Annotated in this window: 7 protein-coding genes and 1 tRNA gene; 7 read left to right on the top strand and 1 reads right to left on the bottom strand. The window is 44.2% G+C overall.

Annotated features, from left to right (window positions below; all coding sequences use genetic code 11):
- Positions 1–153: 153 nt before the first annotated feature.
- The 3 genes from NZD81_RS05770 to NZD81_RS05780 all read left to right on the top strand — a co-directional run bounded on the left by NZD81_RS05770 (position 154) and on the right by NZD81_RS05780 (position 1,370).
- Positions 154–384: an excisionase family DNA-binding protein gene (locus tag NZD81_RS05770; RefSeq protein WP_003231472.1), complete on the top strand. Its 231-nt coding sequence runs from the start codon at positions 154–156 to the stop codon at positions 382–384.
- 315 nt (positions 385–699) lie between these two features.
- Positions 700–1,245, top strand: coding sequence for a site-specific integrase (locus NZD81_RS05775; protein ID WP_014664172.1), 546 nt, complete (start codon positions 700–702; stop codon positions 1,243–1,245).
- A gap of 52 nt (positions 1,246–1,297) precedes the next feature.
- Positions 1,298–1,370 (top strand) — tRNA-Arg (locus NZD81_RS05780).
- 90 nt (positions 1,371–1,460) lie between these two features.
- Here the strand turns inward: NZD81_RS05780 and iseA are convergent.
- Positions 1,461–2,006, bottom strand: a complete 546-nt coding sequence (gene iseA / locus NZD81_RS05785; protein ID WP_014664171.1) for a DL-endopeptidase inhibitor IseA — start codon at positions 2,004–2,006, stop codon at positions 1,461–1,463.
- A gap of 284 nt (positions 2,007–2,290) precedes the next feature.
- Here iseA and NZD81_RS05790 point away from each other — a divergent pair, with 284 nt between their 5' ends.
- The 4 genes from NZD81_RS05790 to NZD81_RS05805 all read left to right on the top strand — a co-directional run bounded on the left by NZD81_RS05790 (position 2,291) and on the right by NZD81_RS05805 (position 14,358).
- Positions 2,291–3,682, top strand: coding sequence for an MATE family efflux transporter (locus NZD81_RS05790; RefSeq protein WP_014664169.1), 1,392 nt, complete (start codon positions 2,291–2,293; stop codon positions 3,680–3,682).
- Between the two features lie 134 nt (positions 3,683–3,816).
- Positions 3,817–4,794: an aldose 1-epimerase gene (galM, locus tag NZD81_RS05795; RefSeq protein ID WP_069839364.1), complete on the top strand. Its 978-nt coding sequence runs from the start codon at positions 3,817–3,819 to the stop codon at positions 4,792–4,794.
- A gap of 33 nt (positions 4,795–4,827) precedes the next feature.
- Complete coding sequence (gene dacB / locus NZD81_RS05800; RefSeq protein ID WP_282372234.1) at positions 4,828–6,303, top strand: D-alanyl-D-alanine carboxypeptidase/D-alanyl-D-alanine endopeptidase; 1,476 nt, start codon at positions 4,828–4,830, stop codon at positions 6,301–6,303.
- A gap of 369 nt (positions 6,304–6,672) precedes the next feature.
- Positions 6,673–14,358: a non-ribosomal peptide synthetase gene (locus NZD81_RS05805; protein WP_289859697.1), complete on the top strand. Its 7,686-nt coding sequence runs from the start codon at positions 6,673–6,675 to the stop codon at positions 14,356–14,358.
- The last annotated feature ends 20 nt before the right edge of the window (positions 14,359–14,378 follow it).

Genomic DNA, 14,378 nt, shown 5'->3' on the forward strand with positions numbered 1-14,378 from the left:
CAATCTTAGCGTAAAAAAATTACAGCGTTTTCACAAGTGACAAATGGTATATTATATAGTACATAAAGCCGTTTTTCTGTGCAAAATTGATTATATTGATATGAGCCATGTGCTATATTAGAATCAGCATACGGATGAAGAAGGGACTGCTATATGTATTTAACGATTGAAGAAACAGCAGAATATACAAATCTTTCAGAGGATTATATTAAAAGCTTGGTGCTCGAAGGAAAAATCAGGGCCGTTCATGACGGGGAGCAATTTTTGATTTATAAGGAGCAGTTCAAAACGCATCTCGAACAGCTGGAGAATTACAAAGCACTTGTGCAGGAAATATTAAATGAACCAATCCCGGAAGATATTGATGTAAAGGATGAAGATTAGGACACAATTTGAAATTGTGTCTTTTTTTGTATGTTTTTGCAGAAACGCTGAAAAATCAGGAACGTCAGATTTCGTTTTAAGAGGCTTTTTGATCATAACTAGGGGGATAAGTATCTGAGAGATTAAAAGCTTTATAAGAGGATCTAAAGGCCGTTTAAAAGGAAGAAGGTTTACAGAAGCTTACTCACATGCTTATGTAACACTATGTATATTATGTTACATAAATACCGTCACGCTTTGACATTCAAGGTTTTTCAGCTATAATAGTAACATAAGCCTCAAAACGTTACATAAAGGTTTTTAAGGAGTTTTTTGATGCATATTGTACAGCCGATTCGCAGTTTAGAGAAAATCCAAGAAGTCAAACAGTATTTGCTTAACAAAAACAAGCGGGATTATTTTCTGTTTATTTTCGGCATCAACAGCGCGCTCCGCATTTCTGATATTCTGCCGCTGCAAGTGAAGGACGTTAAACATAAAGATCATTTATGGGCGACTGAAAGCAAAACGAAAAAGAAAAGAAAGATTCTTATTTTAGAGTCACTTAAACAGGAAATATACGAGTATACGAAAGATATGAAGGAAAACGAATATCTTTTTAAATCTGTGCGGACCAGAAAGCCGATTTCCCGCATTCAGGCCTACAGAATTTTAAGAGAGGCAGCTGCGGCGTGCGGACTTGAGGAGATAGGGACACATACACTCCGGAAAACGTTTGGCTATCATTTTTATCAGCGGACAAAAGACATCGCCGAGCTGCAGAGAATACTGAATCATTCATCACCTTCAATTACAATGCGGTATATCGGTATTGATGAAGATACGACAAGAGCCGCGTATAAGGTTTTTGGAGGGCTTTAATACAAATCGCTTGAAAATATTGATCATCAGAGCTACTATATAAATACCAAAAGCTCTAGTAGCACAGCGGATAGTGCAGCAGTTTCCTAAACTGCGGGTCGGGAGTTCGAATCTCTCCTAGAGCGTTATATTCACAGAAAGACAACAGGCACTTTTCGCCTGTTGTCTTTCTTTTTTCACAAGTAAAAAACGCCCGCTTATGCAGGGCGTTTTTCTTATATAACTGCGTCAAATTGATTAACTTTCCACTTTTTATTTTCTTTCACATATGTCACTTTCCGTTTTGCAGAAGGGGATCCGTCTAAAGTAGGAACGGTAAATTCGTAAGTGATTGTGCTGCCTTTTTTAGAGATCAGTTTAGCGGTTGATTTTTTCCAATTTAAAAGGTTGTCTCCGTCACCGATCGGAACAGCGAGTTTTCCTTTTGAAACAGTGAAATGATAATCTTTAAAGCCTTTTTCGATTGCTGTTTTTGTAAAAATAGGAGTTAGGTAATTCACCGCTTTTGCTTTAGTGCCTAGATCACTGCACATGTATACATATTGAAGATTTTGATACTCAAATGTGCCGGACGGGCAAACTGCTTTTTTCACCTTTGGATTGTGGCCGCTCATTGTGTTCCAAAAATGTTCTCTTGCGGATAACGCCAGCTGCAGTGCTTGTTTTTGTGATAAATCGCCTGATGTATTTTTCGCAAATGCATTTGTGCTTAATGACAGAATAAGTGCAATGGTTGTTAGAAATAGAAGACATTTTTTCATTATCGCTCTCTCCTTCAAAATCTCTTTCTCTTATGTTACAAATGTTACAATAATTACGTCCAGATTACAATAGTTTTGCATAAATTATTTTTTATTCTTTTACTCGCAAAAAATACGCCATTACTTGCTAGCTTATTCTTCATAAGCTAAAAAGATGTGTAAAATGAGAAGAATCGGGAAGGGTTTCATATATACAGTGATGAATAATAACATGTTGCATCTCCTGTTTTTGTCAAAAAATGAGGGCATGTTCAAAACGAATTCAAATAAAGGAGTCCTTCAATATGGAAACATCACAAGAACCTCATGTAACTCAAGAGAAAAGCAAACCATCAGTCTGGCGGTCTATGTCACTCTTTTTGGTGCCTCTTCTGCTGAGCAATGTGCTGCAATCAGTCGGCCAGCTTGTCGGGATGATGGCTGTAGGCAGATGGCTCGGTGTTGACGCAGTGGCAGCTGTATCATCCTTTTTCCCGTTATTTTTTCTTTTAATCTCATTTACGATTGGGATTGGTTCAGGAAGCTCGATTCTGATCGGACAAGCCTATGGGGCGAAAAATGAAGAACGGCTAAAGGCTGTTGTCGGGACGACGCTCACGTTTACATTTTTATTAGGCGTTGTGTTAGCCGTTATCGGCAGTATTTTCACCCTGGATATCCTTCGTTTAATGGGCACGCCTGAAAATGTCATTCATGTCAGCGCTAACTATGCACGTATTTTATTTTACGCTATGCCGTTTATGTTTTTATATTTTGCATATACTACCTTTTTGCGGGGAACAGGAGATTCCAAGACACCGTTTTATACACTGATTGTGAGTACGGTTATCAACATCTCCCTTTTGCCTGTCTTAATCCTTGGCATGTTTGGTCTTCCGAAACTGGGCATATACGGCTCGGCATATGCAACTGTCATTTCCACGATTGCGACTTTTCTTGTGTTAATGGTGTATTTACGAAAACGAAAACACCCGCTGCAATTTGATAAAACAGTGCGGCGTTATTTGAAAATGGATAAGGAACTGCTGGCTCTCCTGCTGCGTCTTGGGATTCCAGCAAGCATCAATATGATTCTTGTCTCATTATCAGAGATAGCGGTTATTTCATTCGTCAATCATTACGGCTCTAATGCAACAGCTGCATACGGAGTGGTCAACCAGGTGGCCAGCTATGTACAGATGCCAGCCGTCAGCCTTGGTATCGCGGTTTCTATTTTCGCTGCGCAATCGATTGGCGCGAACGAATTTGACCGCTTAAAGCAGGTCATTCGCGTGGGGATTTGGCTGAATTATATCATTGGCGGCGTACTGATCATTTTGATCTATGTTTTTTCACATCAGATTTTAGCGTTATTTTTAACCGAGCAAGAGACGCTTTACATTGCGCACCGTCTCTTGATGATTACATTGTGGAGCTATTTGCTGTTTGGAAATGCCCAAATCATTTCCGCAACGATGCGGGCAAGCGGAACGGTTTTATGGCCGACCGTTATCAGTATATTTTCGATCTGGGGAGTTGAGGTGCCTGTCGCCTTCGTCCTTTCTCACTACACAAAGCTTGAAATACTCGGCGTCTGGGTTGGCTATCCGGCTGCGTTTGCCGTCAGCCTGCTGTTGATTTATGGGTATTATCAATTCGTGTGGAAAAAGAAACAGATCACACGTCTCATCCAATAGTCACCCGAATCACACCGTTCATGAGTTTGAACGGTGTTTTTTTATTTGATAGGGGGGAACATAAAATGGAGGAAATATGGCACAGTACATTGAATTCTTATACTAGCAATGAATCAAGGAGAGGTTGAGTATACATGGCAAACTTTATTGAAAACATCACGTATTTGGGAACGCCGGCCATCAAAGCGGGCAACGAACATCTAGAAATGATTGTTGTCCCCGAGTGGGGGAGCAACGTCATTTCACTCGTGGACAAAACAACAAAAGTCCAGCTTTTGCGTGAACCGGAAACAGCAGAAAGTTTTCACGATACACCAACATTGTATGGCATTCCAATCCTGTTTCCGCCTAACCGCATAAGTGACGGAACATTCAGTTTCCGGGGCAGAACGTATCATTTTGATATCAACGAGAAGGATAAACACAACCATCTTCACGGGTTTCTTTACCATGAAAAGTGGAATGTCGTGACCACGAAGCAAACTGATGAAGAAGTGATTGTTGAAACAGAAATTGATCTTTCTGAGCTCCCCCATGTGCAGAAGCAATTTCCTCATCATGCCGTCGTTCGGATGACATACACAATCAAGGGGAATACCCTATTTAAACATGCGACGGTCATGAACAAAGGAAAGGAAGCGTTTCCTTGGGGAATTGGTTATCATACTACATTTGTATTTCCGGCAGAAAGCTCGTTATTCTCCCTGACAGCAGATCAGCAATGGGAATTAGATGAACGCTTGCTGCCGACCGGGAAACTGATGGATGTACCGTATAAAGAAGCTTTGCATGAAGGAATAGATTTGCGCCACAAGCAGCTGGATGATGTCTTTTTATCTTCTTATCAGAAGAGAGGCGGAGAAAATCAGGCAGTCATTTATCATCAGCATGCACATATAAGCATTATTTATAAGGCAGATGCACAGTTTAAACAATGGGTTGTATACAATGCGGACGGAAAACAAGGGTATTTGTGCCCTGAGCCTTACACATGGGTGACAAACGCCGTGAATCTTGATTTACCTTCATCACTCACTGGTTTACAAGTGCTGGAGCCGGGAGAAGAAACGACAGCCAAAAGCAGTATCACCATTGAACTGAATCATCAATAGCCAATGATGAAGCGCAGAGAGGCGGGGTAATTAATGAAAAAAAGCATAAAGGTTTATGTTGCTGTTTTACTGCTTTTCGTCGTTGCTTCGGTTCCTTATATGCATCAGGCTGCGCTTGCCGCTGAAAAACAAGGTGCACTTTCCGGGCAGATTGATAAGATTTTAGCTGATCATCCTGCACTCGAAGGCGCAATGGCCGGCATCACCGTTCGCTCCGCGGAAACAGGTGCTGTTCTATATGAACATTCAGGAGACACCCGAATGAGGCCCGCTTCTTCTCTAAAGCTATTGACAGCGGCTGCGGCACTTTCTGTCCTTGGCGAGAACTATTCTTTTACAACCGAGGTCCGGACGGACGGCGCACTAAAAGGGAAAAAGCTGAATGGTAACCTTTATTTGAAAGGGAAGGGAGATCCGACACTTTTACCATCTGATTTTGACAAAATGGCTGAGAAATTAAAAGAATCCGGCGTAAAAGTAATTAAAGGCAATCTGATCGGTGATGATACGTGGTATGATGACATGCGATTATCACCTGATATGCCTTGGAGCGATGAATACACATATTACGGTGCGCCAATCTCCGCTCTAACAGCGTCTCCGAATGAAGACTATGATGCAGGCACTGTGATTGTTGAAGTCACCCCAAATAAAAAAGAAGGAGAAAAGCCTGCTGTTTCTGTCTCTCCGAAAACCGATTATATAACGATTAAGAATGATGCCGAAACGACAGAGGCCGGCTCAAAGAAAGACCTCACGATCGAAAGAGAGCATGGAACAAACACGATTACAATTGAAGGGAGCGTGCCGGTTGACGCAAACAAGACAAAGGAATGGATTTCTGTCTGGGAGCCTGCCGGATATGCCTTAGATTTATTTAAGCAGGCACTTAAAAAACAAGGGATTACTGTGAAAGGGGACGTCAAAACGGGTGCAGCACCTGGTTCTTCAGACGTGCTGCTCGCTCATCGCTCAATGCCTTTATCGAAACTCTTTGTGCCGTTCATGAAATTAAGTAATAACGGACATGCCGAAGTACTCGTAAAAGAGATGGGGAAAGTGAAAAAAGGAGAGGGAAGCTGGGAGAAGGGGCTCGAAGTGTTAAACAGTACGCTTCCGGAATTTGGTGTTGATTCCAAATCACTCATCTTAAGGGATGGATCAGGAATCTCACATATTGATGCTGTATCCTCAGATCAACTCTCACAGCTGTTATACGACATTCAAGATCAGAGTTGGTTCTCGGCTTATCTAAATTCTTTACCTGTTGCAGGCAATCCTGACAGAATGGTAGGCGGAACGCTGAGAAACCGCATGAAAGATACTCCTGCACAAGGAAAAGTAAGAGCAAAAACCGGATCGCTAAGTACGGTCAGCTCTCTATCTGGTTACGCAGAAACAAAGAGCGGAAAAAAGCTTGTTTTCTCTATTCTGCTAAACGGATTGATTGATGAAGAGGATGGAAAAGATATTGAGGATCAAATTGCTGTCGTTTTAGCAAATCAATAATGGTATCAGGCCTGTTTTCCAAGAGAAAACAGGTTTTTTTATGTCTGTAACAACGCCCTGTCGAACCTTAGAAGAATTATCACAAAAGCAAATTAGTTTGATCAAAAAATAGTGTGTAAGACCTTACGTGAAACCATACTTTTATCACTTTATATCCGAAAATTAGATAAAAAAGGAAACTAAAAATAAAGAAATAATACTATATTCAAAAAAATGTTATAAAAATTTAATATTTTTTATTGTACTTTAAAAAATATCCGTTAATATAGTGCATATATGGATTATACAGGCATATAATTTCTTTTATTGTCATTTTTCTGCTTTTTTCTACTTTTTTATCCTCTTATTATGAGAACTGGAGGGAATCCGTTGAACGTACATACTTATTCTTTAACCCATGCCCAAAGGAGAGTGTGGTTTACCGAACTGCTGGAGCCAGGTACTAGCATTTGCAATCTTACCGCCTGCGTGAAATTCAGGGGCGATATTGATCTTGAGGCCCTAGAGGAAGCACTGAATCATTCCGTCGCCCGCAACGACGCCATTAGATTTCAGCTGCTAGAAGGAGAAGAGCCTGAACCGCGACTGTACCTTACTGAATATAAATACGTTTCACTTGAAATAATAGATTTTTCAAATGTTGAAATGATAGAAATGGAGCAATGGATACAAGATCAAGCGAGAATCCCATTTAAACTGTTCAACTCACCTCTTTATCAATTTTACCTCCTCAGAATTGACTCTCATGAAGTTTGGCTGTTCGCGAAATTCCATCACATCATCATGGATGGAATCTCTTTAAATGTGATGGGAAATCAAATTATAGATCTTTATCAAAAAATAAAGAAGAAAGATCCTTTACCAGATCAGCCGGAGCCTTCTTACTTGAGCTATATTGAAAAAGAGAGTCAATATCTACAATCTTCACGTTTTGCAAAGGATCGTTTATTTTGGACGCAAACCTTTCAGCGCCCGTTGGAATATCACTCGTTAGCCGGCCAGACGTCCTTACAAAAACAGAGCACAGCCGCATCCAGAGACACCATTATTCTTTCACCTGATCTAGAGCAAACGATTCGAATCTTCTGTAAAGAACACAAGATCAATATCATTTCCTTATTTATGGCTTCATTTTACATATGCATCAGCCGAATCACTTCTAAAAAAGATCTTGCCATTGGCACCTATTATGGCAACAGAGGGTCAAAGGCTGAAAAAGAAATGCTCGGCATGTTCGTCAGTTCTCTTCCAATCAGAATAACGGTTGATCCTGACACAGATTTTCTTTCCTTTGTCCGCAGAATAGGCAGGGAACAGCTTTCCGTTATGCGTCATCAACGGTTTCCTTATAATTTGCTTGTGAATGAATTAAGAAATGAACAGAAGGATTTACACAACCTTATCGGTATATCTATGCAGTATCAGCCACTTCAGTGGCATAATGCAGATGGTTTTGACTATGAAACAGCGCTGTATTTCAGCGGATACACCGCGAATGAGCTTTCTGTTCAGATACAGGAACGTGTAGACACCGGAACCATACAATTAAATTTCGACTATCAAAATACCTTGTTTTCTCTTGAGGATATTAAACGTATTCAACACCATCTGCTTACCTTACTGGAAAGCGCCCTTCAACAACCGTACAGCTTTATAAGAGAATTAGATATGACGAATACAAGAGAAAAGCAAAAATTGTTGTATGAGTATAACAAGACAGAAGCTGTTTCGCCTGAAGCCCCAACTTTGCACGGTCTGTTTGAACGACAGGCGGCTTTCACACCGGAACGGACAGCCATTCGATTTTCAGGCGGTTCGCTGACGTATGCTGAGCTTGACATGTATGCCAGCCGGCTGGCTGCCCGCCTTGCGGCACGCGGCGTCTCAAAGGAAAGCATCGTAGGTGTTTTGTCTGAGCGGTCACCTGACATGCTGATCGCTGTACTTGCTGTATTAAAAGCTGGCGGGGCGTATTTGCCGCTTGATCCTGAGTATCCAGAAGAGCGGCTGAGCTACATGCTGAAAGACAGCGGGGCGGCTCTCTTGCTGACACAGCCAGGATGTTTTGCGCCGAGCTTTTCTGGAGAGACGCTTGAGGTTGACATGTTATCTCTTGCGCGTGAAGAAACAGAACGTCATATGTCTGCTTCTGTTAGCGACGAATCTCTCGCCTATGTCATCTATACGTCTGGCTCCACCGGGCAGCCAAAAGGGGTAGCCGTCGAGCACCGCCAGGCTGTTTCCTTTCTGACCGGCATGCAGCACCAGTTTCCGCTTCAGGAAGATGACATTGTTATGGTGAAAACCTCTTTTTCCTTTGATGCGTCTGTGTGGCAGCTGTTTTGGTGGTCGCTTTCCGGTGCTTCGGCTTATCTGCTTCCTCCGGGCTGGGAGAAAGATCCGGCATTGATCGTAAAAGCCATTCATCAGGAAAACGTGACAACGGTTCATTTTATTCCGGCTATGCTGAACAGTTTTCTCGATCAAGCGGAAATCGCAACACTAAGTGACGGGACAAGCCTGAAGCGTGTATTCGCCGGAGGTGAACCGCTTGCACCCCGTGTGGCAGCGCGATTTGCTTCTTTATTGCCTGAGGTATCGCTGATCCATGGCTATGGGCCGACAGAAGCAACGGTTGACGCGGCATTCTACGTGTTCGACCCAGAGCGGGACAGGGACCGCTTGCGGATTCCGATCGGGAAGCCTGTACCCGGTGCGCGTTTGTATGTTTTAGATCCCCATTTAGCCGTACAGCCTATCGGTGTCTCAGGCGAACTGTACATTGCCGGAGCGGGTGTGGCCAGAGGCTATTTGAATCGGCCGGCCTTAACGGAGGAGCGTTTTCTTGAGGACCCGTTTTACCCGGGGGAACGCATGTACAAAACAGGGGATATAGCCCGCTGGCTCCCTGACGGGAATATGGAATTCCTCGGCCGCACGGATGATCAGGTGAAAATCCGCGGCTACCGGATTGAGCCTGGAGAAATTGAAGCGGCGCTTAGAAGCATAGAAGGCGTCAGGGAGGCGGCCGTTACCGTACGGACAGACAGCGGCGAGCCGGAATTATGCGCTTATATAGAAGGACTCCCGAGAAACGAAGTGCGGGCGCAGCTTGAGAGACGGCTGCCGGGCTACATGATCCCAGCCCATATGATCGAGATGGAACAGTGGCCGGTTACGCCAAGCGGAAAGCTGGACCGGAACGCCCTGCCAGCTCCTAACGGAGCGGCAGATGCAGAGACCTACACAGCGCCAAGAAATGTGACCGAGATGAAGCTTGCCCAGCTGTGGGAAGACGTCCTGAAAAACGGCCCTGTCGGGATTCACGACAACTTCTTTGACCGCGGGGGACATTCCTTAAAAGCAACGGCGCTTGTCTCCCGAATCTCAAAAGAATTTGATGTACAGGTGCCGCTGAAAGATGTGTTTGCCCATCCGACGATAGAAGGACTGGCTTCTGTTATCCGTGAAGGAACGGACAGTCCATATGAAGCAATAAAGCCGACGGAACAGCGTGAGACCTATCCGGTTTCATCTGCCCAAAAGCGGATCTATGTCCTTCAGCAGCTGGAGGACGGAGGGACCGGCTACAATATGCCGGCTGTATTAGAACTGGAAGGGAAGCTTGATCCAGAAAGGCTGGACAGGGCTTTCAAAGAGCTGATCAAGCGCCACGAATCGCTGCGGACCTCCTTTGAACAGGATGGAGGCGGTGAGCCGGTGCAGCGCATCCATGACGAGGTGCCGTTCACATTACAGACGACAGTTCTCGGCGACCAAACCGAACAGGAGGCCGCAGCCGCGTTTATCAAGCCGTTTGATCTCAGCCAAGCGCCGCTGTTCCGTGCCCAAATCGTAAAGGTATCAGATGAGCGGCACCTGTTGCTGGTTGATATGCATCACATCATTTCAGACGGTGTTTCCGTCAACATTCTGATTCGGGAATTCGGAGAGCTGTACAACAACCGGGCCCTTCCGGCGCTTCATATTCAATATAAAGATTATGCCGTATGGCAAGAAGGATTCAAAACAGGAGACACGTACAAAACGCAGGAGGCGTACTGGCTGAAGCAGCTCGAGGGCGAGCTGCCGGTGCTGGATCTCCCGGCTGATCAACCCCGCCCGCCGGTGCGAAGCTTTGCGGGTGACAAGGTCTCCTTTACGCTTGATCAAGAAGCGGCATCAGGGCTTCACAAGCTGGCACGGGAGAACGGAAGCACACTGTACATGGTGCTCCTTGCGGCCTACACAGCGTTATTGTCACGCTTAAGCGGACAGGAAGATATCATCGTCGGCTCGCCAATTGCCGGCCGGCCGCACAAGGATCTGGAGCCGATACTCGGCATGTTTGTGAACACGCTGGCGCTGCGGGCACGCCCGGAGGGCGGGAAGCCGTTTGTACAGTATTTGCGGGAAGTGCGCGAGACTGCATTGGAAGCCTATGAGCATCAGGATTATCCGTTCGAAGAGCTTGTCGATAAGCTTGAATTGACAAGGGATATGAGCCGGAATCCAGTATTTGATGCGATGTTTATCCTTCAAAATATGGAAAAGCAGGAGATGGATCTCGAAGAGATAACAGTCCGGCCTGCAACATTCGCACATCACATTTCTTTATTCGATATCACGTTAATAGCAACCGAAACAGATGAAGCCGTATGCTGCGAATTGGAATTTAGTACAGAAGTGTTCCTGAAAGATACGATTGAACGCTGGGCAGCTCATTTTATCGAATTACTGCATGCGGTCATTTCTAATCCTGAAACAAGGCTTTCACAAATAAATATAATTAGTGAAAAAGAAAAACAAAAAATTCTCACTACATTTAACAAAACTCAAGTTGAATTTGCTCAAAGTGATGTTCCTTTTCATCGCATATTTGAGGCGAAAGCTGAAGAAATTCCAGAACATATAGCTGTTATTGATAACGAAACAGAGATTAGCTATCGGCTTCTAAATGAAAGAGCCAATTGTCTGGCACGAACATTGCAAAACAGAAAAGGTCCGAAGCCAACTGTGGCAGTTTTAGCCAAGCGGTCCATTGATGCAATTGTTGGCGTGCTGGCAGTGATGAAAGCTGGCGGAGTGTATATCCCAATCGATTCACACTATCCAAAAGCTCGTATTGAATACATTCTTCGTGATAGCGGGGCAGATATTCTTCTTTTACAGAGAGAGTTGGAGCATTTGATTTCGAACTCGCCTGAATCTGAGATGTCTCACATCTGCCTTGACGATGAGAGCTCTTATGAAGAAAGTAACTGCAACCTTAACTTATCTCCTGCTCCTGAAGAGGAGGTATATATCATTTATACGTCAGGAACGACGGGTGCGCCTAAAGGTGTGATTGTCACCCATCAGAACTTTACTCATGCTGCTCTTGCTTGGCGTCAAATTTATGAGCTTGATCGGAAGCCTGTCAGACTGCTTCAAATCGCGAGCTTTTCATTCGATGTCTTTTCAGGAGATTTGGCGAGATCATTGATAAACGGCGGGACGCTAATCATTTGTTCAGATGAAAAGAGGCTGGAACCTGCTGAATTATATGGAATCATGAGCGCCCGGCGAATTACGATAATGGAGTCAACACCGGCTCTCATTATCCCGCTTATGGAGTATATATACCGTAACAAGCTCAAGCTTCCTGACCTAGACATACTGATTCTTGGTTCCGACATGGTGAAAGCTCAAGATTTCAAAACATTGACAGACCGCTTTGGTCAAAGCATGCGCATCATCAATAGCTATGGTGTCACAGAGGCAACCATTGATTCGAGCTTTTATGAAACAAGTATGGGTGAAGAGTGTACGGGCGATACCGTACCAATCGGCAGCCCTCTGCCGAATGTACGCATGTACGTACTCAGCGAGACTGATCAAATTCAGCCGATCGGTGTTGCCGGCGAGCTGTGCATCGGCGGGGCAGGTGTTGCGAAAGGCTATCATCATAAAACTGACTTAACGAAAATGAAATTTACAGAAAATCCATTTGTCTCTGGAGAAAGGCTGTACAGAACCGGCGATCGCGCCTGCTTCCTTCCGAACGGAACGATCCGGCTTCTTGGCCGAATGGATTATCAGGTGAAGATAAATGGATACAGAATTGAAACAGAAGAAATTGAAAGTGTTCTGCTTCAAACGGGGCTTGTCAGAGAAGCTGTTGTTGCCGTTCAGCATGATAAGAATGGACATGCAGGTTTGGCAGCATACATTGTGCCTTCAGATGTCAATACGAATGCTCTCCGTGCTGCTTTAACAAAGGAGCTGCCAGCGTATATGATTCCTGCACATCTGATTCCTTTAGAAAACATGCCGCTGACTCTAAACGGAAAGCTGGACAGAAATGCCTTGCCGGCTCCAAATAATGTGTTATCGCGTCCATATTCCGCACCAGTTAACGACATACAAAAAACGATGGCGTATATATGGGAAGATGTACTGAGCATGTCACGAGTCGGCATTCACGATTCCTTTTTTGAGCTTGGCGGAGACTCAATTAAAGCATTACAAGTGGCAGCACGTCTGGCAGCTGAAGGCTGGAGCATGACTATACGCGACTTATTCCGTTATTCAACGATTCAGGAACTATGCGGACATATCACACCATTGGCATCTCAAGCGGACCAGGGACCTGTGGAAGGTGAAGCTGAACTCACCCCGATTCAGAGAAGATTTTTCGGACAGGTCCATGCTTTTCACTATCATTACAACCAGTCCGTCATGCTTTTCAGTGACAAAGGATTCAATGCTAACGCGCTTCGTCTAGCGCTGCGTAAAATAACCGAGCATCATGATGCCACTCGCATGATTTTCCAGCATGACCAAAGCGGCCATGTCATTCCGTTTAATCGCGGAATCAATCACAAGGATGATGAACTATTTGGCCTTTATATTTCAGATTGGACAAAAGCATCGCTGGAAAGGACTCACCTTGATGAAAAACTAGCGGCTGAGGAAACCGTCATTCAAAGCAAAATGAATGTACAACAAGGGCCTCTGCTGCAAGCAGGTTTGTTTAAAACGTCAGAAGGGGATCATCTTTTGATTGCGCTTCATCATCTAGTGATGGATGGTGTTTCTTGGAGGATTCTGCTTGAGGATTTAGCGGCGGCATATCAGCAGGCTTTAGAAAAACAAGAAATCCGATTGCCGCCAAAAACCGATTCTTATTTGTCCTACGCCAATGGTCTTGCCCAAATAGCTGAAAGTAAACAATTGCTTTCAGAAAAAACGTATTGGCAAACGATTTTAGACGCTCACACTGCTTTTCTTCCTAAGGACATAGAAAATGTGCCGGGCAGACTCCAAATGAACAGCGATGCACAAGCGTTTGTGCTATCCGGGGACTGGACTGAAAAATTGCTGTTTGAAACTCAGCAAGCCTATGGCACTGATGTCAACGAACTTTTGCTTACAGCTTTAGGAATGGCGCTTTCTGAATGGACAGGGCATGACCGAATCCTGATTAGCACTGAGGGACACGGTAGAGAAGGGCATGTGCCAAACATTGATATTTCACGGACAGTTGGTTGGTTTACTTCCATTTATCCTATTCTGCTAGACATGGGTATTCCCGAGCCTTTCGAGGATCCGCTCGCATACCGAATTAAGATGACAAAAGATATGCTGAGAAGAGTCCCAAACAAAGGAACTGGTTACGGATTGTTAACACACATAGGAGAACTGCGCCATAAAGAGCCTGAGGTCAGCTTTAATTATCTCGGCCAATTTAGCGAAGAGAAGGAAGCTGAAACGTTTCAATTGTCATATTACCAGCCCCGTTACGAAATAGCGGGTGAGAGAGAACGAGAATATGAGCTGGACATCAATGCTCTCATTACAGACGGACGGCTTCACGTAAAAGCGGTATACACCCAAGTATTCAGCAAACACTCGATTGAGTGCTTTATGGATCGTTTTCACAGGCATCTTATCGAGACGATTGAGCATTGTTCACAGAAAAAAGCACGCGAAAAAACGCTGAGTGATTTCAGCAATAAGGAATTAACGTTGTCTGCATTATCTAGCATCGAAAATTTGGTGAAAGATCTTTAACTTTTGAAAAGGTGTGTGGA

It is taken from the genome of Bacillus sp. B.PNR1 (assembly GCF_030386235.1).
GTDB classification, from domain to species: domain Bacteria; phylum Bacillota; class Bacilli; order Bacillales; family Bacillaceae; genus Bacillus; species Bacillus stercoris.